Annotated in this window: 17 protein-coding genes; 10 read left to right on the top strand and 7 right to left on the bottom strand. The window is 69.8% G+C overall.

The window, feature by feature from the left end:
- Window positions 1-23 precede the first annotated feature (23 nt).
- The 4 genes from paaK to CFB46_RS26975 all read left to right on the top strand — a co-directional run bounded on the left by paaK (window position 24) and on the right by CFB46_RS26975 (window position 4157).
- The gene (paaK, locus tag CFB46_RS26990; protein ID WP_089501858.1) at window positions 24-1346 is read left to right on the top strand and encodes a phenylacetate--CoA ligase PaaK; all 1323 of its coding nucleotides are present in this window, start codon (window positions 24-26) and stop codon (window positions 1344-1346) included.
- 38 nt (window positions 1347-1384) lie between these two features.
- Window positions 1385-2185, top strand: a complete 801-nt coding sequence (locus CFB46_RS26985) for an enoyl-CoA hydratase-related protein (RefSeq protein ID WP_089501857.1) — start codon at window positions 1385-1387, stop codon at window positions 2183-2185.
- A gap of 137 nt (window positions 2186-2322) precedes the next feature.
- Window positions 2323-2994: a MarC family protein gene (locus CFB46_RS26980; protein ID WP_027780810.1), complete on the top strand. Its 672-nt coding sequence runs from the start codon at window positions 2323-2325 to the stop codon at window positions 2992-2994.
- Window positions 2995-3176: 182 nt separating this feature from the next.
- A complete protein-coding gene (locus tag CFB46_RS26975; protein ID WP_089501856.1) occupies window positions 3177-4157 on the top strand; it encodes an aldo/keto reductase in 981 nt (326 codons plus the stop codon).
- A gap of 21 nt (window positions 4158-4178) precedes the next feature.
- Here CFB46_RS26975 and CFB46_RS26970 read toward each other — a convergent pair whose 3' ends face one another.
- The 3 genes from CFB46_RS26970 to CFB46_RS26960 form a co-directional block, all read right to left on the bottom strand.
- Window positions 4179-5045 (bottom strand): CPBP family intramembrane glutamic endopeptidase, encoded by an 867-nt coding sequence (locus CFB46_RS26970; RefSeq protein WP_089501855.1) that lies wholly within the window; start codon window positions 5043-5045, stop codon window positions 4179-4181.
- A gap of 84 nt (window positions 5046-5129) precedes the next feature.
- Complete coding sequence (locus CFB46_RS26965) at window positions 5130-5786, bottom strand: VC0807 family protein (RefSeq protein ID WP_089502373.1); 657 nt, start codon at window positions 5784-5786, stop codon at window positions 5130-5132.
- Window positions 5787-6091: 305 nt separating this feature from the next.
- On the bottom strand, window positions 6092-7156 hold the full coding sequence (locus CFB46_RS26960; RefSeq protein ID WP_089501854.1) for a 2,3-butanediol dehydrogenase: 1065 nt from the start codon (window positions 7154-7156) through the stop codon (window positions 6092-6094).
- 498 nt (window positions 7157-7654) lie between these two features.
- Here CFB46_RS26960 and CFB46_RS26950 point away from each other — a divergent pair, with 498 nt between their 5' ends.
- Window positions 7655-8866, top strand: coding sequence for an MFS transporter (locus tag CFB46_RS26950; protein WP_089501853.1), 1212 nt, complete (start codon window positions 7655-7657; stop codon window positions 8864-8866).
- 44 nt (window positions 8867-8910) lie between these two features.
- Window positions 8911-9399 carry a DUF3331 domain-containing protein gene (locus tag CFB46_RS26945; RefSeq protein ID WP_089501852.1) on the top strand — a complete coding sequence of 163 codons (489 nt, stop codon included), beginning with the start codon at window positions 8911-8913 and terminating at the stop codon, window positions 9397-9399.
- 26 nt (window positions 9400-9425) lie between these two features.
- Here the strand turns inward: CFB46_RS26945 and CFB46_RS26940 are convergent, their stop codons facing one another.
- Window positions 9426-10628 carry a GNAT family N-acetyltransferase gene (locus CFB46_RS26940; protein WP_089501851.1) on the bottom strand — a complete coding sequence of 401 codons (1203 nt, stop codon included), beginning with the start codon at window positions 10626-10628 and terminating at the stop codon, window positions 9426-9428.
- Window positions 10629-10802: 174 nt separating this feature from the next.
- Between CFB46_RS26940 and pdxR the strand changes: the two genes are divergently transcribed.
- The 4 genes from pdxR (at window position 10803) to CFB46_RS26920 (ending at window position 16183) form a co-directional block, all read left to right on the top strand.
- On the top strand, window positions 10803-12275 hold the full coding sequence (gene pdxR, locus CFB46_RS26935) for a MocR-like pyridoxine biosynthesis transcription factor PdxR (RefSeq protein WP_089501850.1): 1473 nt from the start codon (window positions 10803-10805) through the stop codon (window positions 12273-12275).
- A 215-nt stretch (window positions 12276-12490) separates the two neighbouring features.
- Entirely contained in the window at window positions 12491-14077 is a 1587-nt protein-coding gene (locus CFB46_RS26930; protein WP_179235122.1) for a trypsin-like peptidase domain-containing protein, read from the top strand.
- A 228-nt stretch (window positions 14078-14305) separates the two neighbouring features.
- Entirely contained in the window at window positions 14306-15517 is a 1212-nt protein-coding gene (locus CFB46_RS26925; RefSeq protein ID WP_089501848.1) for an MFS transporter, read from the top strand.
- A gap of 126 nt (window positions 15518-15643) precedes the next feature.
- Window positions 15644-16183 carry a DUF4303 domain-containing protein gene (locus tag CFB46_RS26920; RefSeq protein WP_089502372.1) on the top strand — a complete coding sequence of 180 codons (540 nt, stop codon included), beginning with the start codon at window positions 15644-15646 and terminating at the stop codon, window positions 16181-16183.
- A 42-nt stretch (window positions 16184-16225) separates the two neighbouring features.
- Here CFB46_RS26920 and CFB46_RS26915 read toward each other — a convergent pair whose 3' ends face one another.
- The 3 genes from CFB46_RS26915 to CFB46_RS26905 form a co-directional block, all read right to left on the bottom strand.
- Entirely contained in the window at window positions 16226-16924 is a 699-nt protein-coding gene (locus CFB46_RS26915) for a fumarylacetoacetate hydrolase family protein (RefSeq protein ID WP_089501847.1), read from the bottom strand.
- Between the two features lie 118 nt (window positions 16925-17042).
- Complete coding sequence (locus CFB46_RS26910) at window positions 17043-17984, bottom strand: helix-turn-helix transcriptional regulator (protein ID WP_027780797.1); 942 nt, start codon at window positions 17982-17984, stop codon at window positions 17043-17045.
- Between the two features lie 80 nt (window positions 17985-18064).
- On the bottom strand, window positions 18065-18664 hold the full coding sequence (locus CFB46_RS26905) for a uracil-DNA glycosylase family protein (protein ID WP_089501846.1): 600 nt from the start codon (window positions 18662-18664) through the stop codon (window positions 18065-18067).
- Window positions 18665-18746: the final 82 nt, after the last annotated feature.

Below are 18746 nucleotides of genomic sequence, written 5' to 3'. Positions count from 1 at the left end.
TACTCCATTGGAGGAGCACCCCGATGACTCACCCGACGCATCCCGCCGCCGCCCTCGAGCCGATCGAGACCGCCAGCCGCGACGAACTGCAGGCGCTGCAGCTCGAACGCCTCAAGTGGTCGCTGCGCCACGCGTACGACAACGTCCCGCACTATCGGCGCACGTTCGATGCGGCGGGCGTGCATCCGGACGACCTGAAGTCGCTCGCCGATCTCGCGAAATTCCCGTTCTCGACCAAGAACGACCTGCGCGACAACTATCCGTTCGGCCTCTTCGCGGTGCCGCGCGAGCAGGTCGTGCGCGTGCATGCATCGAGCGGCACGACCGGCAAGCCGACGGTGGTCGGCTATACGGCGCGCGACATCGACACGTGGGCGAACGTGACCGCGCGCTCGATCCGCGCGGCCGGCGGCCGCCCGGGCGATACGCTGCACAACGCGTTCGGCTACGGCCTCTTCACGGGCGGTCTCGGGATTCACTACGGCGCGGAGCGGCTCGGTTGCATGGTCGTGCCGATGTCCGGCGGGCAGACCGAGAAGCAGGTGCAACTGATTCGCGATTTCGAGCCGAAGATCATCCTCGTCACGCCGTCGTACATGCTGAACCTGATCGACGAGATGGTGCGGCAGGGGATGGACCCGGCCGAATCGTCGCTGAAGATCGGCATCTTCGGTGCCGAGCCGTGGACGCAGGCGCTGCGCGACGAAGTGGAGACGCGCGTGGGGATCGACGCGCTCGACATCTACGGGCTGTCGGAAGTGATGGGCCCGGGCGTCGCGTGCGAATGCGTCGAGACGAAGGACGGCCCGGTGATCTGGGAAGACCACTTCTACCCGGAGATCATCGATCCCGTCACCGGCGAAGTGCTGCCCGACGGCTGCCAGGGCGAGCTCGTGTTCACGTCGCTGACCAAGGAAGCGATGCCGGTGATTCGCTACCGCACGCGCGACCTCACCGCGCTGCTGCCGCCGTCCGCGCGCGCGATGCGCCGGCTCGCGAAGATCACGGGCCGCTCCGACGACATGCTGATCGTGCGCGGCGTGAACGTGTTCCCGAGCCAGATCGAGGAGATCGTCGTCGCGCTGCCGCAGTTGTCGGGCCAGTTCCAGATCGCGCTGTCGCGCGACGGTCACATGGACCGGCTCGACCTCGCGGTCGAATTGCGCTCCGAAGCGGCGGCGTCCGTCACCGACAGCGATCGCGCGGCACTCGCGCGCGAGCTGCAGCACCGGATCAAGACGATGGTCGGCGTGTCGTCCGGCGTGACGGTGTTGGCCGCCGGCGGCATTCCCGCGACCGCGACCGGCAAGGCCCGGCGCGTGATCGACCGCCGCCAGGCCGCCTGATTCCGATATTGGCTGTTCTACCCGAGGAAACCTGTTCGATGGATGGATTGAAGACCCTGGCCGTCGCGGTCGATGCGCGCGGCATCGCGACCGTGGCGCTGCAGCGCGGCGACGTGCTGAACGCATTCGACGAGACGATGATCGCGGAGCTGACCGACGCGTTCACGACGCTCGGCCGGCGCGACGACGTGCGCGCGATCGTGCTGCGTTCGGACGGTCGCGCATTTTGCGCGGGCGCCGACCTGCAGTGGATGCAGCGCGCCAGCACGAACGATGCGGCCGCGAACCTGCGCGACGCCGAGCGGTTCGCCGCGATGATGCGCGCGATCCGGCAGTGCCCGAAACCGACGGTCGCACGCGTGCAGGGCCACGCGTTCGGCGGCGGCGTGGGCCTGTGCGCCGCTTGCGACATCGTGATTGCGAGCGACCACGCGCGATTCTCGGTCAGCGAAGCCCGCTTCGGAATCCTGCCGGCCGTGATCGGCCCGTATCTGGTCGAGGCGGTCGGCCAGCGCCAGGCGCGCCGGCTCGCGCTGACGGCGACGCAGCTCGCGGCTGCCGAAGCCGTCGCGATCGGTCTGATTCATCAGGCCGTGCCGCTCGATGCGCTCGACGACACGCTCGACCGGACGCTCGCGGAACTCGGCCGCAACGGCCCGCACGCGCTGATGGAGATCAAGCGCTTTTTCGATGCGATCGGCGAGTACCCGCCGTCGGACGAACGTGCGGCGTTCACCGCGCAGACGATCTCCCGCGTGCGGGCGACGCCCGAAGCGAAGGAAGGCTTCGCGGCTTTCTTCGCGAAGCGGCCGCCGGCCTGGGACGCAGGCGCCGAATAAGGCTGCACGACGAACCTTCACGACGATCGACGGCGAAACCGGGCCGGCCGCATTTTGCGTCTCGGGCACGGGCGCTTGCACTACAATGCGTGACCCCCGGCGCGCTGCCGGCCCCGTCCCGACCGCTGCTTCGCACGATGATCGTCAATCGCCTCGTCTCCGAGATCCTGTTCGGCTTTACCGGCCTGATCGGCATCATCAATCCGATCGGTATCGCGTTCCTGTTTCTCGAACGGACCGAGGCGCTCACCGCGCACGAACGGGATCTGCTCGCGAGGAAGGTCGCGTTCAACGCGTTCGTCGTGCTGATGGTCGCGTTCTTCGCCGGCACGCCGGTGCTGCATTTCTTCGGGATCTCGATGGAAGCGCTGCGCATCGGCGGCGGCTTCGCGGTTGCCGTGGCCGGCTGGCAGATGCTGAACGAACCGGACGGGCCGGGCGGCGGCGACACGCCGGTCAAGCCGATCGACGCGAACGCGATCATGACGCGCGCGTTCTTCCCGTTGACGGTGCCGCTGACGGTCGGCCCCGGCTCGATCGCGACCGCGATCGCGCTGAACGCGAACCGCACGCACAAGCTGTCGGAATTCATGCTGTCGAGCATCGTGTCGATCGCCGTGTCCGTGCTCGTCGCGCTCGTGATCTGGCAGGTCTACAGCCGCTCCGCGCTGCTCGCGCGCTACCTCGGCAGCGAAGGGACCAAGGTCGCGAAGCGCGTGTCGGCGTTCCTGCTGCTGTGCATCGGCGTGCAGATCATGCTGACCGGCTTCTCCGCGTTCCTGCAGCCGATCGCCGACCAGGCCAAGTAAGCGGGCCAAGTAACCGGGCCTTCCGGTTCGTCCTTTTTCGTCCTGTCCTTTTCGTTCCTTTCACGCAGCCTGCACGCGGCGCGCGGTCATACGCGTTCGCGGCATGCGGGATACCATGCGACGTCTGGCGGATGCGCGGCGCGCATCCGGCCGCAACCCCAACTCGAGTGGCGAGGCGCGCAATGGAATACGTGAAATTCGGATCGACCGGGCTGGACGTGTCGAAGCTGGTGCTGGGCTGCATGACGTTCGGCGAGCCGTCGCGGGGCACGCACCCGTGGACGCTGCCGGAAGCGGAAAGCCGCCCGATCATCCAGCGGGCGGTCGAGGCCGGCATCAACTTCTTCGACACCGCGAACATGTATTCGGACGGTACGTCCGAGGAGATCGTCGGCCGTGCGTTGCGCGATTTCACGAAGCGCGACGACGTCGTGATCGCGACGAAGGTGTTCTACCGGATGCGGCCGGGGCCGAACGGCGCCGGCCTGTCACGCAAGGCGATCATGACCGATATCGACCAGAGCCTGAAGCGGCTCGGCACCGACTACGTCGATCTCTACCAGATTCACCGCTGGGACTACGGCACGCCGATCGAGGAGACGCTCGAGGCGCTGCACGATGTCGTGAAGGCCGGCAAGGCGCGCTATATCGGCGCATCGTCGATGTTCGCGTGGCAGTTCGCGAAGGCGCTGCACACGTCGAAGCAGAACGGCTGGACCCGCTTCGTCAGCATGCAGAACCACCTGAACCTGCTGTATCGCGAAGAAGAGCGCGAAATGCTGCCGCTGTGCGAGGACGAAGGCATCGCGGTGATTCCGTGGAGCCCGCTCGCACGCGGGCGCCTGACGCGCAGTTGGGACGAATCGTCGGAACGGCAGCAGAAGGACGACGTCGGCCAGCGGCTGTACGACGCGACGGCCGATGCCGACAAGGCGGTCGTCGAGGCCGTCGCGGCGATCGCCGCCGCGCGCAACGTGCCGCGGGCGCAGGTCGCGCTCGCGTGGGTGGCGCAAAAGCGCGGCGTGACCGCGCCGATCGTCGGCATTTCGAAGCCGCGGCAACTGGACGATGCGCTCGGCGCGCTCGCGCTGAAGCTGACCGACGACGAAATCGCCACGCTCGAACGCCCGTACGTGCCGCACGCGGTGGCCGGGTTCAACTGAGCGGCAGCGCGGGCGCCGCGATCAGCGCGCGGCGGCGAGCATCGGGTAAGTGAACAGGCCGAAGTGGATGACGTTCAGCCCCACATGCGCGAGCGCGGCGGCGAGCAGGCCGCCGCGCCGCCAGGCGAGCCCGTAGCCGACGCCGGCCACCGTGCCGAGCACGATCCATTGCCAGCCGCCGGCCGCGTGCGCGGCGCCGAACAGCATCGCCCCAGCCGCGAGCGCGACCCACGGGCCCCATGAGTGGGCACGGAACACGCGGGTCAGCCCACCTTGCACGTAGCCGCGGAACAGCGCTTCCTCGGCGAGCGTCACCAGCAACAGGTTGTTCACGAGCCACAGCCAGCCGGACGGCGGCCATTTGGGCGCCCAGCCGACCATCCCGACCGCGAGCGCGCCGGCCAGGCACGCGGCGGCCGTGGCGACGGCCGCCACCACGCCGGTGCGCAGCGCGCGCAACGGCGCGACGTCGGGCGCGACCCACGGTAGCACCCACAACAGCCACAGGCCGACGAGCGGCTTGTCGAAATTCAGGTACATCGTGAACGGCACGGCGTCCGGCGTGAAGCGGGTCGGGGCGATCACGCGCGGATTATGGAAGCCGGGAATCAGATGCAGGCTCAGCGCGATCGCGAGCGCGGCGAAGACGAGGTGCGCGGCGATGCGCACCGCGAGCGGGCGCCCGGGCAACACGCCCCAGCCGGCCGCGATCAGCAGCGCGAACGGCGCCAGCGTGATCGGCGCAAGCTGGCCGAACGCCAGGGCGCCCGCATAGCCGAGCGCGGCGAGGCCGATGCTCAGGCGGTGCAGCGGGCGATGCCACGCAAATGCGGCGGCCGCGAACAGGGCGAGCCAGATCGTGGCACACGGAAGGAGCGAAAGAGACATGACGGAAACGGATGGGCGGACGAGACGCCGCGCATCATACAGCAGGTGCGGTGACACGCCGCCGGGCAGCCGGCCAGCCGCGTGTCAGCGGCCGGCGGTTTCGGTGACGCCGCCGCGGCCCGGGATGTCGACGCTGTTGCGCACGCGCATCCGCCGCCGGTACCAGAAGGTCCACAGCAGCAGGCAGCCGAACACCGTGTAGCCCATGACCGGCGACACGACCAGCACGCGCTCGACCGGCCAGTTGATCACCATCCACCAGCGCAGCAGCATCTCGAGCGTCATGATGGCGCCCCACACGAACGTCATCAGCCGCAGCATCTGTCGCAGGCCCGGCTGCGCGTCCCAGACGGCTTCGAAGTGCGCGGCGCCGCCGTCCATCTCGCGGGCCACGGTGGCGCGGGCCAGATAGAAGATCAGCGGGCGTTCGCGGAGCAGCGACAGCAGGAACACGACGCCGATCGTGCCCGACCCGATCGATTCGCGCATCAGCAGCGTGCGCGGACTGCCGCCGAACGCCATCCCGACGATCGACAGCGTGATGCCGAGCAGCACGATGGCCGCCACCGCGTCGACGCGGCGCGAGCGGATGAATTCGACGATCGACCAGACGATCGGCGGAACCGCCGATGCGTACAGCGCGCCGGTTTCGCCGAAATACGGATGCGCGACCCGATAGGCCACCCAGGGCAGCACGAGGTTGACGAAGAGTTCGAGAATCAGTCCGGCTCGCGGTTTCACGGTGCGCCATTCCACGCAGGTCGGGGGCGGACGCGCGAGAGGCGTGGTTGCCTCCGGTTGCCCCGAAAAGGGTTCGGCCCAGTATATCGAAGAATCGCGCCGAGCCAGGGGTTCCGAATGTTTCAGCATGCCGCATCCGGGTGGAACGCGACATGGCGGCTGTTTCTGTCGATGATGACAGCGGGGAACGGAGGCGCGGGCAGGCGCGCCGCCCCCCGAACGTGCGACGCTCGGCGGCGGGGCGGGCAGCCTGCGCGGCGGGCGCGAATCGATGCCGAATCGATGCTGCGGCCGCGCGCGTGCGGTCAGGAGACGGCCGGCTGGACGATGATCTTCACGTTGCGGTCCTTGTGGTTGACCAGTTCCTCGAAGCCGTGCGCGACGATGTCGCCGAGCGCGATGCGCCCGGTGATGAGCGGCTGCACGTCGATGCGGCCGTCCGCGATGAAGCGGATCACGTCCGCGAATTCGCCGTTGTACGCGAGCGAGCCGATCACTTCCTTCTCGGTCGACACGATGTCGAAGAAGTTGAACGACGTCGGTTCCTCGAAGATGCCGACCATCACCGACTTGCCGGCCTTGCGGATCACGTCGATCGCGAGCTTCGCGGTGGCCGTGTGCCCGATGCACTCGAACGACACGTCGGCGCCGTAGCCGCCCGTCAGTGCCCGGACTTCGGCGATCGCGTCGGACGTCTTCGGATCGATGACGACGCTTGCGCCGACCTCCAGCGCCTTCTGCTTGCGCGCGGCCGACATCTCCAGCGCGATCACGCGCCCGGCGCCCGCGGCCTTCGCGCACATGATCGTGCACAGGCCGATCGTGCCCGCGCCGACCACGACGACGGTCTGCCCGACGATGTTGCCGGCCTTCTTCACCGCATGCAGCCCGACCGCGAGCGGTTCGATCAGCGCGCCGGCCTCGGTCGGGAAGTTGTCGGGCAGCTTGTACAGCAGTTCGGCCGGCACGTTCACGTATTCGGCGAACGCGCCGTTGTTCATCAGCCCGGTGAACGCGAGGTTCTCGCAGATGTTGTACAGCCCGTGCTTGCAATACCAGCAGGTGCCGCAATGCTGGCACGCGTCGGCCGTCACGCGGTCGCCGACCGCGAAGCCCGATACGCCCGCGCCGAGTTCGGCGATCTCGCCGCTGAACTCGTGACCGAGGATGCATTGGCCCTTCAGGCCGGTCAGCGGATGCGGCGCGTCGACCGGGATGAACACCGGCCCGGCGACGTATTCGTGCAGGTCGGAGCCGCAGATGCCGCACCAGTGCACGCGGATCGTGACCCAGCCTGCGGGCGGGCGCTGCGGAACGGGAACCTCTTCGACGCGGATGTCGTGGCGGCCGTGCCAGACGGCGGCTTTCATGCTGGGGGTGGTGATCGGTGCCGGTGTACTCACGTTGCTGTCTCCGTCAGGTTGTCGTCGGGCGCGCGGCAACGCTGCCGGTGTGCCCGTCGCGCGATTGCGCGATCGACCGGTATGCAGGAACGGGGCCAGCGGAATAGGGGCGATGCATGGCGGTCGGAAAGGGTGCGTTGGATGCGTTGCACCATTTCGCTAACGGCCAACGCGCAAAGATTCGAAAGGAACGGCATGTCGAATTTGCTGCGATTGCGAAGTCGCGGGCCAGGTGAGACGCCGGGACGTTCGTCTCAGCGCAATGAGACGAATCGCGAGACGGCTTCGTCCACCGCGACCGGTGCGCGCGGCATGAATTCGGCCCATTGGCGCCATCGCCGAAACGGATCGTTGCGCGCGTTACCCCTTTACTTGAAGTTAACTTCAATTTGTATCATGTGCGCCAGTCCGATTGCGGCCGCGTGACACATCCCGTTGCACGCGGCCGCTTCAACGGAGGTGAAGATGACCGAATCGCCTGTCGCGGCCGATGCCGCCACGCTGCCGTCGCGCAGCTACCGGGCCGCAGTCGCGAACGTCGTGCTGGCGAGCATCGTGTCGGCGCTGCACGTCGGCAAGGCAACGATCGCATTGCCGTCGCTTCAGCACGAGTTCGGAGGCTCGCTCGCGTCGCTGAGCGGGATCATGTCGGTGTTTCCGTTCGTCGGCGTGTTCGGCGGGATCGCCGCCGGCCTGCTGGTGCGGCGCTGGGGCGACCGGCGGCTGCTGGTGACGGGCCTCGTCATCCTCGGTCTGTCGAGCATCGCCGGCGCATGGGCGGGCAGCTTCGCGCTGCTGCTGACCACGCGCGTTGCGGAAGGGCTCGGGTTCGTGATCGTGGTGGTCGCCGCGCCGGCCGTGCTGAACCGCGTGACGCCGCCCGAGCGGCGCAATCTCGCGTTCGGCCTGTGGAGCACCTTCATGCCGGCCGGCATGGCGTTGTCGATGCTGGTCGGGCCGCTGCTCGGCGGCTGGCGCAACGGCTGGCTCGCAGCCGCGGCGCTGACGCTCGTCGCCGCAGCCGCGGTGCCGGTCACGACGTCGGCCGACGCGCCGTCGCGACAGACGGGGGCGACGCGCATCGGACCCGCGCTGCGCAACGTGCTCGCGGCGCGCTCGACCACGCTTCTCGCGCTGGGTTTCGCGACCTACAACGTGCAGTTCTTCGCGGTGATGACGTTCCTGCCGGTGTTTCTGATGCAGCGCCTCGGCGTTGCCGTCGGCGCGGCCGGGCTGATCAGCGCGGCGATCGTCGCCGCATGCGTGATCGGCAACCTGACGGCCGGCTGGCTGCTGTCGCGCGGCGCGCGACCGGGGCTCGTGATGGCCGCGACGTCGGTCGCGATCGGCGCGGCGGGGGCGGGCCTTTTCAGCGCCGCGACGCCCGCACCGCTCGCGGTCGCGCTCGGGTTCGCGTTCTCGGCCATGGCCGGGATGTTGCCCGCGACGATCCTCGCGTGTGCGCCGGGTTCCGCCCCGTCGCCGTCGCTGGCGCCGCTCAGCATCGGCTGGGTCGTGCAGGGCAACTATCTCGGCCAGGTGATCGGCCCGCTGACGATCGGCGCGATCGTCGGTGCGTTCGGCTGGTCCGGCGGCATCGGGCTGATGCTCGCGGCCGGCATCGCCGGCGCGGCGATCGGCCTGTCCCTCCTGCGCGAACCGATGGGCCGGCGCTGAGTGCGGCGCCGGCGTCGTTCAACCTGCACGGAAATCCGTCAAGCATGCTCAACACCATGGAAAGCCCGATCTGCGAAGAAGACCTGTCGTGCGACGTGTCCGCGTCCGCGCTCGGCGACGACGATGCGATGCTGCCACGCGGCGGCGTGGTCGCGCATCCGCTCGTGACGATCGGTCGCGCGCCGATTCCGGAGCACGCGCCGGCCGCGGCGTCGCCGTTGCGTCCGCAACTGTTCGTCACGGTGCTGGAGGCGGGGCACGACGGGCTGCTGGTGCGATGGGTCGAGAGCGGTCGCTGTCATTACGGCGAGCAACGCTGGCGCTTGCGCGTCGCGTTGCAGCCCGGTCGCTGCGCGCTCTCGGGGCAGCCGATCGAGCCCGGCGAACCGGTGTTCCGGCCGGTACGGCGGCCCGTGCCGGCCAATGGCGACGAGATGATCCGCCCGGCAGCGGTGCCCGGCATGGCCGGTGCGGCGCGCGATGACGTGCCGGAGGGCGGCGACGCACGCCATCCGGCCGATGTTCATGGCTGAACATCGGCCGTCGGGACGGGGCGACGTTACAGCTTCAGATCGTGCCGGTACTGGATGAAACCGGCGTTGTTCGCGAGCTTGTCGTACAGCGCGCGTGCGGTCGTGTTGGTCTCGCGTGTGAGCCAGTACACGCGGCTCGCGCCGGCTTCGCGGGCCCGTTCGTACACGGCCTCGATCAGCGCGCCGCCCGCGCCTTGCCCGCGTGCGTCGGGCGCCGTGTACAGATCCTGCAGGTAGCAGTACGGCCCTTCGGTCCAGCACGAGCGGTGGTAGATCGCATGCACGATCCCGACCAGCGCACCCGACGCGTCGAACGCACCGAGCACGAACATCGGCTCGGCCGGATCCATCAGGCGCGCCCACGTCGTCGCGAACACCGCGTCGCTCAGCGCGGTGCCGTAGAAGTTCTGGTAACCCTGCCACAGCGGACGCCACGCGGCTTCGTCGGCGGCGACGAGCGCACGGACCGTGACGCGCGTGGCGTCGTTCGCGCGGCTGGCGGCGTCGCGCGCGCGGGCCTGCGCGTGGCGGATCGCGGTGAGCGACTGGCGCTGTTCGCCTTGCGCGTCGAAATTCTCCGCGGCGAGCCACGCGTCGAACGCGGCACGGACATCCGGCCATTCGCCGTCGATGATCGAGAACCACGCGGTGTCGCGATTGCGGCCGCGATAGATGATCGCCTGCCGGAACGTGCCTTCGTAGCGGAACCCGAGCCGCGCAGCCGCCTTGCGCGACGGCGCATTCAGGTCGTCGCACTTCCATTCGTAGCGCCGGTAGCCGAGCGTGTCGAACGCATACTTCATCAGCAGGAACTGCGCTTCGGTCGACACCGGCGTGCGCTTGAGCAGCGGCGAGAACGTGACGGAGCCGACCTCGATCACGCCGTTGGCCGGATCGATGCGCATCAGCGCGAGCGTGCCGACCGCGCGGCCCGTGGCGCGGTCGATCACCGTGTAGTGCAGCGGATCGGTGCTCGCCTGCGCGCCGCGCGCGTAATCGCGGTAGCTGGATTCGTCGGCGTACGGGCCGTGCGCCAGATAGGTCCAGTCGCTGCCGTCGGGCGCCTGGGCGTAGGCGGCGTACAGGTCGGCCGCGTGGCGCTCGGCGTCGAGCGGTTCGAGCCGGCAATAGCGGCCGTCGAGCGCGATGCGCTCGGGGCGCGGACGCGCGGACCAGTCGGGAACGGGTTGGCCGATGGGCTGCTGGAAAGCGTTGGTGAGCGTGGGCAAGGTCGATCTCGCTTCGGTTGGCGGCCGGCGACATGCCGGCATGCAGACGATCGTAGTCCCGGCGAGGTACCATGAGAAGCGCCAGAGAACGGCAAATTTATGGTGCCACGATCGGTGGCCGTCGGCCGTACGCCGTTCACCGTACGGTCGACCTTTTCACGCTGCGACGTTCCGATGACGACTCCCTTTCCTTCCGGCGATGCGCCGTTGCTGCCGCTCGATGCGCCGCTGGCGCGTGCGCCCGGCGCACCTTCGCTGCAGCGCCAGTTGTTGCGCCGCGTGCGCGACGCGATTCTCGGCGGCGCGATGCCGGCCGGCACGCGGCTGCCCGGCACGCGCGCGCTGGCCGAAATGCTCGGCGTGTCGCGCAATACGACAGCCGCCGTGTACGAGCAGCTCGTCGCCGAAGGCTTCCTGCAGTCGGACCGTCGCGGCACGCGGGTCGTCGGGTTGTCGCGGCCCGCGCCGCCGCGCCGGCGTGCCGCGCCGCCGGCCGTCGCGCAGCGGCTCGGCCGGATTCGGCCAAGCTTCGTCGGCACCGGCGAATCGGAGGGTTTCCGGCCCGGCGTGCCGGCGCTGTCGCATTTCCCGGTGGACGCGTGGCGGCACGCAATCGACCGCGCGTTGCGCCGCGCCGGCCGCGACCTGCTTGCGTACGGCGATCCGCTCGGCGAGCCGGCGTTGCGCGAATCGATCGCGCGCCACCTGGCCGTCACGCGCGGGATACGCTGCGATCCCGAGCAGATCGTGATCACGGAGGGCGCGCAGGGGGCGATCGCGCTGTGCGCGCAGTTGCTGACCAATCCGGGCGATACGGTGTGGGTCGAGGAGCCCGGCTATCGTGGCGCGCGCACCGCGATGCAGGCGGCCGACCTCGACGTCGTGCCGATGCCGGTCGACGCGGAAGGACTGCGCGCGGAACCGGACGACTGGCGCGAGCGGCCGCCGCGCCTCGTCTACACGACGCCGTCGAACCAGTTCCCGACCGGCGCGGTGCTGTCGATCTCGCGCCGGCTCGCGCTGATCGATGCGGCGCGCCGCCATCGCGCGTGGATCATCGAGGACGACTACGACAGCGAATTCCGTCACACCGGCGAGCCGATCGGCGCGATGCATGGGCTCGCGCCCGATTCGCCGGTCGTCTATCTCGGCTCGTTCAGCAAGACGATGTTTCCGGCGCTGCGGATCGGTTTTCTCGTGCTGCCCGACGCGTTGCTGGCCGCCGTGCGGCCGGCGCTGCCGGAGATGCTGCGCGGCGGGACGCGCCATGTGCAGCTCGCGCTGGCCGATTTCATCGAGACGGGCGAGTACGGCCGGCATCTCGGGCGCATGCGCCGGTTGTATCGCGACCGGCGGCGTTTGCTGCTCGCCGCGCTCGATAGCAGCCTGAGCGTGCCGCACCAGGTCGAGGGCGGCCCGTGCGGGCTGCATCTCGCACTGCGGTTGCCGGCGCGTTATCGCGATCGCGCGATCGTCGAAGCGGCGCGCGCGCATGGCATCGGGCCGTTCCCGCTGTCGGGTTTCGCGATCGACGCGGGGCGGGCCGGTAACGGGCTCGTGCTCGGTTTCGGCAATACGTCGGCCGATGCGTTCGAGCCGATGTTGCGGATGGTGTCGGCGATCGCGGAGCGAGTCGGCGGGGAGTGAGCGGTCGCAGGACTTGTGCGGATTGACGAACCGCGTACTTTGTTCGAAACGAACGCCGTCGCGGTTCCGCCGCCACGGCGCCTCCCGGCATACGGGTTTCGATTCGTACGTTCCACCCTGCACGTGGGCTATAAATGGTTGGGTGTACCGGTGCTTGTCGGGCGCCTGCGCGTCTCGCGCAACGTGGCGCCGCGGCTGCCGGGGGAGGTTGCGCCGTGGTTTGCCAGACGCTTGCTCGCGCCGTGCTTCGCACCGCGTTGATCGGGGGCGTGTTTGCCGGATGTTTACCGCCGCCCGCCGCCGTTGCCGGCACCCTCGCGCCGCATGCCGCACCGCCGGCGATGAAGGCGCGGCCACCCGCCCCGTCTTACGCGATGCCGGTCGACTTCCCGGCGATCGTCGAGCGCTACGGCCCGGCGGTCGTGACCATCCTGGCCGCCACCCCCGATCCGCAAACCGGCGGGCCGGCCTTTGCCGTCCTCGATCCCGACGATCCGCTCGCCGCATTCTTCCGGCATGGCGCACCGCCGCCCGCGCAGGGGCCGCAGGCGCCGGCGCCCGATACGGCGCCGCGCGCGGTGTCCGGCAGCGGCTCGGGCTTCATCGTCAGCGCAGATGGCCTGATTCTCACGTCCGCCCATGTGGTCGATGAGGCGACCGACGTGACGGTACGGCTTACCGACCGCCGCGAATTCAAGGCGACGGTGCTGGCCGTCGATCCGCAAAGCGATGTGGCCGTGCTGCGCGTCGACGCGACGAAGCTGCCGTTCGTACGGGTCGGCGATTCGTCGAAAGTCCGCGCGGGCGAACCGGTGATGACGATCGGCGCGCCGGACGGGTCGGGCAACACGGTGACGGCCGGCATCGTCAGCGCGACGTCGCGCCGGTTGCCGGACGGCAGCGCATTCCCGTTCTTCGAGACCGACATCGCACCGAACCCGGACAACTCGGGCGGCCCCGTGTTCAATCGCGCGGGCGACGTGATCGGCATCGCGGTACAGGTCTATACGGGCGCCGACCGCTACGCGAGCACGACCTTCGCCATTCCGATCGCATTCGCGGCAAAGGTGCGCGCCCAGTTGCGCGCGCAACAGCAGGCGCAGATGCAGACGCAGCAGCCTCAGGCGCCCGTGCCGGGCGCGCCGTCCGTCAATGCGTTCGGCATCGACGTGCAGGACGTCGGCGTCGGTCTGGCTGCGGCGTTCGGGCTGCCGCGCCCGGCAGGCGCGCTCGTCAACGGCGTCGAGCCCGGCTCGCCGGCCGCCGTGGCCGGCCTGAAGCCCGGCGACGTGATCGTGAAGATGGGCGACAAGGCCATCGGTCGCTCGGCCGAACTGAACGACCTGGCCGCCGCGTTGCCGCCCGGCGGAAAAGCGCCGTTGCGCGTGATCCGCAACCGTGCGCCGATGACGCTGACGATCACGGGCGCCGACGAAGCGGGCGGGAGCGCGGAGGCGACGGTCGGCATGGCCGCGCCGAAGGCCGCCGTGCGGCCGGGGCCGGGCACTGGCGACGCAGGCGACAGCGGCGACCATGGCGACCGTCTCGGACTGACGATGCACGCGTTGAGCGACGTCGAACGCCGTTCGACGGGGCTCGCGGTCGGGATGATGGTGGACGCGGTGCACGGCCCGGCCGCGCGCGCAGGCATCCAGCCGGGCGACGTCGTGCTGGAGCTCAACGACACGCTGCTCGAGACGCCGGACGAGGTGCAGACGCTCGAAGCGACCGGCGGCAGCGTGATCGCCGTGCTGATCCAGCGCAACAACGCGCGGAAGTTCGTCTCGGTACGCACGCGTTAGGGCGTTGACGCGGCGGTTGTTGCTCACCTAAGATCGTCCGGTATCGCTGGCGGTCCGCCACGCATTCAGGAGCCATTCGGCATGAAAACGGCTTGCTTCATCGTAGTAGTCCACAGGCGCAGGGTCCGGTAGCGGCACCGCGCCGGCACCCATGCGCCCCCGACTCGTTCGGGGGCTTTTTTTTGCATTGCGCACGCCCATGCGGCCCGTGCGCGGGAGGGCATCCGCTTGTCATCGAACCTGTCGACCGCTTCCGACCCGGCGTCGCCGCGGCATGCAACGTTGATCCTGCTGTGCGCGTTGTCGGTGCTGCCGCTGAGCCTGTTCCTGCCGTCGCTGCCGGCGATCGTGCGCGACCTGCACACCGACTATGCGCTCGTCGCGCTGTCGCTCGGCGGGTATGCGGCGGTGGCCGCGTCGCTCGAATGCGTGACGGGGCCGCTGTCCGACCGGTTCGGCCGGCGGCCGATCGTGCTGACGAGCGTCGCGATATTCGCGCTCGGTTCGCTCGGTTGCGCGATGGCGACCGATATCCGCGTGTTTCTCGGCTGCCGGCTGATGCAGGCGGCGATCACGTCGGTTTATCCCGTGTCGATGGCGGCGATCCGCGACGCCGGCGGCGGCACGCGCGCGGCGAGCCGGATCGGCTACGCGGCGATGGCTGCCGCGTTTGCGCCGATGCTCGGCCCGACGCTCGGCGGCGCGCTCGACCACACGGTCGGCTGGCGCGCGAGCTTCTGGTTGCTGGCCGCAGTCGGCATCGCGCTGTTCGCGTGGTGCGCGCTCGATCTCGTCGAAACCCATACGAATCGGCCGTCGAGTTTCGGGCAGCAATTTCGCGCGTATCCGGCACTGCTGGGTGCGCGCCGTTTCTGGGCCTATGCGCTCTGCATGGCGTTTTCGACGGGGGCGTTCTACGCGTTTCTGGCCGGCGCGCCGCTCGCCGCGAAAACGCTGTTCGGTATCGCGCCGGCGGAGATCGGCTTCTACATGGGGACGATCACGGCCGGTTTCGTGTGCGGCAGCTTCCTGGCCGCGCGGCTCGCGCGCCGCCATGCGCTGGCCACGACGATCCTCTGCGGGCGGGTCGTGGCGTGTGCGGGCCCGCTGATCGGCCTCGTGCTCGTGTTCGGCGGCGCGACCCATGCGCTCGCATGGTTCGGGCCGTGCGTGCTGGTCGGCATCGGCAACGGGCTGAGCAATCCCGGCGCCCATGCGGGCGCGGTGTCGGTGCGGCGGGAACTCGCAGGCAGCGCGTCGGGGCTGGCCGGCGCGATGACGATCGGCGGCGGCGCCGCGCTGTCGTCGCTGACGGGCGCGCTGCTGACCCCGGCCAACGCGGGCTACCTGCCGCTCGCGATGATGCTGCTGTCGGCGGCGGTTGCGCTGGCCGCCGCCGTGTGCGTGCGGGTGTTCGACGGGCAGGACGCCGGGCGGTGAGCGCGGGTGCGCCCCGGTACCGGCGCGCGGCCGAATGACGGACAATCCGCCGCATGCCGGGAGACGACGCACGATCCGCGCGCCGCGTGTCCCGACGAGCACGAAAGGCGACTGGACGAGGATGCGATGAGCGACTTTTCTGATTTCCAGCGGGACATTGCCGATGCCGCGAGGGCGACCTTCAGGGCGCTGCGGGCGTTGCACCCGGACGAGCATTTCTACGCGTTTGCGTTGTACACCGACAGCGGCGCGATGACGGTGGTGCCGGCAGCCAATTCGGTCGAAGGGCTGCGCCGGATCAGCGCGCAGCAAGCGGTTGCGGACGACGATCCGTCGTTCGTGTGGGGCGTTTCCGAATGGGCGTACGCGGCGGCCGAGGCGTCGCCGTTCAACGCGATCTGCGGCAGGCTGGCCGACGAAGTGCTGAGCCCGCAGTTCGTCCGGTCGCGATTCACCGAATTTTCGCGGCAACTGCACGCCGACATGATCGAGGCGTTGCGCCTGCTCGATCGCGACGGCGTATTCGGCACCGGCGACGACAGGGCGGCCATCACGCTGTTCGTGTCGATCAGCGACGACGATGCAGCCGAGGCGCTGGAAAACGCATCGGCGAAAGCGCTGAACCCGCCGGCCGTCGCCGATGCCTTCCTGCGCCGCTACGACTGACCGGCATCGGGGTATCGCGGGGCGCTCGCCCCGCGTGCGGCGTTACGGCTTCGCGCCGACCACGAATTCGAACGTCGCGATGCCGTCGACGCCGCCCGTCACGCGGTCGCCCGGCTGCAGCGCGCCGACGCCGGCCGGCGTGCCGGTGAAGATCAGGTCGCCGGCCTTCAGCTCGACCGAGCGCGACACGTACGCGATGACGTCGGGCACGGCCCAGATCATGTCGGCGAGGTCGCCTTGCTGGCGCGTGTCGCCGTTGACCGCGAGCCAGATGCGGCCGGTGGCCGGGTGGCCGGTGGCCGTCGCCGCGCGCAGCGCGGTCACGGGGCCCGATGCGTCGAAACCCTTCGCCCAGTCCCACGGACGGCTCAACTTCTTCGCTTCGGCCTGCAGGTCGCGGCGTGTGAGGTCGACGCCGACGCCATAGCCCCACACGTGCGACAGCGCGTCGGCCGGGTCGATCGACCGGCCGTCCTTGCCGATCGCGACGACCAGCTCGATTTCGTGATGGAGATCGTTCGTCAGCGGCGGATAGGCGACCGTGCCGCTGGCCGGGACGACCGCGTCGGCCGGTTTCGTGAAGAAGAACGGCGGCTCGCGGTCGGGGTCGGCGCCCATTTCGCGGGCGTGGTCGGCGTAGTTGCGGCCGACGCAGAATACGCGGCGCACCGGAAAGCGCGCGGACGACTGTTCGACTTCGACGGAAGGACGCTCGGCGGCGTCGATGACATAGGCGGACATCGGATGGCCCTCGTTCGGTAGGAAGACGGATGACCGGCGCACCGCGCCGGCATGCGTGCAACGATACCCGACGCGCGTGCGCCCGGATGCGACGCAACTGCGTTTTACCGGGACAAAACTACGCGTCGGCGGCCGCCGGCGCATCGTCGTCGGCGGGCAGCGCGGCGTTCGCGTCGCGGTACGCCTTCGGCGACACGCCGACCCGCGCGCGGAAGCGCCGCGCGAAATACCCTTCGTCGCGGAAGCCGACCGAGCGCGCGATGTCCGCGATGCGTCGGCTGGTATGGGCCAGCAGCGACTGCGCCAGCGCGATCCGGCGCTCGGTCACGAGATCGGTGAAGGTGCTGCCGGTTTCCTTGCGGACCAGGTGCGCAAGGTAGTTCGGGGAGAGGAACGCGGCTTCGGCGGTCGCGGCGAGCGTCAAGTCCTCGCGGGTCAGATTCGCACGCACGTGGCGCAGCACGCGGGCCAGCGCGTCGCGCCGGCCGGCGCGCTGGGCGCCGCGCTGCGCGAGCTTGTCGAGCGCGCCCGCGTACTGCGTGCAGACGAGCCCGATCAGTTGCAGCAGGTAGCCGCGCAGCAACGTGGTGGAGCCGAAGGTGCGCACGCGATCGGCGTCGAGCATGCATAGCGCGAGGCGGCGCGCTTCGTCGTACGTATCGCCGGTCAGGATGAAGTCGAGATGCTCCTGGAAGCGGAACGGCGTGAGCTCGGGGAAGCGGTGCGCGGGCACGTCCTCGAGATCGAGCGGATCGACGTCGAGATCGGCGCGCAGGAACGCCTGGCTGAAGTTGATCACGATGAAGTGCGCGCCTTCCGGATGCGGAATCAGGTGCTCGCGGTGCGGCAGCACGAACGCGAGCGCGCCGCGCGGAAACGGCCGCGTGACGCCGCCGATGCGCTGCTCGGTGTCGCCGCCGAGGTTGAACTGGATCTGGAAATACGCGTGCCGGTGCGGCTCGGTGATCGCCTGGCGCGACGCCTGGTCGCGGATGTAGAAATCGAGCCGGTCGCTGCGTTCGGGCATCCCGTACAGGCGCGGCGGGGCGGTGGAGGGCATGAAGGATTCTGCTGTTCGTGACGCGGTGGAGCCGCGATGGTACAGCGAACCGGGCGCGACGGGGATGAGCGCCTGCGCGGTCAGCCCGCCACGAGCGGCGCGACCCGGCGCCGCAGCTCGGGCACGACCTCGGCGTCGAACCAGGGATGGTGCTTGAACCATGCCTGATTGCGCGGCGACGGATGCGGCAGCGGCAGGATCGCGGGGCCGTAGTCGCGCCACGCGTGCACGGTGTCGGTCAGCGTCGCCTTGCGCGTGCCGCGCAGGAAATGCCGCTGCGCGTACTGGCCGATCAGCAGCGTGAGCCGGATCGACGGCAGTTCGGCCACCAACCGGTCGATCCACAGTTGCGCGCATTCGGGGCGCGGCGGGTTGTCGCCGCTCGCGCCGCGGCCCGGGTAGCAGAAGCCCATCGGCACGATCGCGAAGCGCGTCTCGTCGTAGAAGGTGTCGGCATCGACGCCGAGCCAGTCGCGCAGCCGCTTGCCGCTCGCGTCGTCCCAAGGGATGCCGCTCGCATGGACGCGTGCGCCGGGCGCCTGCCCGACGATCAGGATGCGTGCGTCGCGATGCGCCCGCACGACGGGGCGCGGGCCGAGTGGCAGGTCGGCTTCGCATGCGCGGCACGCGCGGATTTCGGTGAGCAGCACGTCGAGCGGCGCGCGCGTTCGTTTCGGCATCGATTCGGAGCGGGGACGGAGTGGCAAGGCGCTATCGCACGAGCGGCACGGGCGGATAGCAGCCGGGAGCGGCCGGGCGCCG

Origin of the sequence: Burkholderia sp. HI2761 (genome assembly GCF_002223355.1) — a bacterium.
GTDB lineage: Bacteria > Pseudomonadota > Gammaproteobacteria > Burkholderiales > Burkholderiaceae > Burkholderia.
Note: the sequence above shows the minus strand (reverse complement) of the source record. Positions and strands in the feature narration are given on the sequence as shown.

What these genes read in the sequence shown, in the direction of transcription:
- CFB46_RS26960 (WP_089501854.1), bottom strand. Translation starts at nt 7,156, where the DNA reads ATGAAAGCCGCCGTCTGGCACGGCCGCCACGACATCCGCGTCGAAGAG.
- paaK (WP_089501858.1), top strand. Translation starts at nt 24, where the DNA reads ATGACTCACCCGACGCATCCCGCCGCCGCCCTCGAGCCGATCGAGACC.
- pdxR (WP_089501850.1), top strand. Translation starts at nt 10,803, where the DNA reads ATGACGACTCCCTTTCCTTCCGGCGATGCGCCGTTGCTGCCGCTCGAT.
- CFB46_RS26945 (WP_089501852.1), top strand. Translation starts at nt 8,911, where the DNA reads ATGCTCAACACCATGGAAAGCCCGATCTGCGAAGAAGACCTGTCGTGC.
- CFB46_RS26915 (WP_089501847.1), bottom strand. Translation starts at nt 16,924, where the DNA reads ATGTCCGCCTATGTCATCGACGCCGCCGAGCGTCCTTCCGTCGAAGTC.
- CFB46_RS26950 (WP_089501853.1), top strand. Translation starts at nt 7,655, where the DNA reads ATGACCGAATCGCCTGTCGCGGCCGATGCCGCCACGCTGCCGTCGCGC.
- CFB46_RS26985 (WP_089501857.1), top strand. Translation starts at nt 1,385, where the DNA reads ATGGATGGATTGAAGACCCTGGCCGTCGCGGTCGATGCGCGCGGCATC.
- CFB46_RS26975 (WP_089501856.1), top strand. Translation starts at nt 3,177, where the DNA reads ATGGAATACGTGAAATTCGGATCGACCGGGCTGGACGTGTCGAAGCTG.
- CFB46_RS26905 (WP_089501846.1), bottom strand. Translation starts at nt 18,664, where the DNA reads ATGCCGAAACGAACGCGCGCGCCGCTCGACGTGCTGCTCACCGAAATC.
- CFB46_RS26910 (WP_027780797.1), bottom strand. Translation starts at nt 17,984, where the DNA reads ATGCCCTCCACCGCCCCGCCGCGCCTGTACGGGATGCCCGAACGCAGC.
- CFB46_RS26980 (WP_027780810.1), top strand. Translation starts at nt 2,323, where the DNA reads ATGATCGTCAATCGCCTCGTCTCCGAGATCCTGTTCGGCTTTACCGGC.
- CFB46_RS26970 (WP_089501855.1), bottom strand. Translation starts at nt 5,045, where the DNA reads ATGTCTCTTTCGCTCCTTCCGTGTGCCACGATCTGGCTCGCCCTGTTC.
- CFB46_RS26920 (WP_089502372.1), top strand. Translation starts at nt 15,644, where the DNA reads ATGAGCGACTTTTCTGATTTCCAGCGGGACATTGCCGATGCCGCGAGG.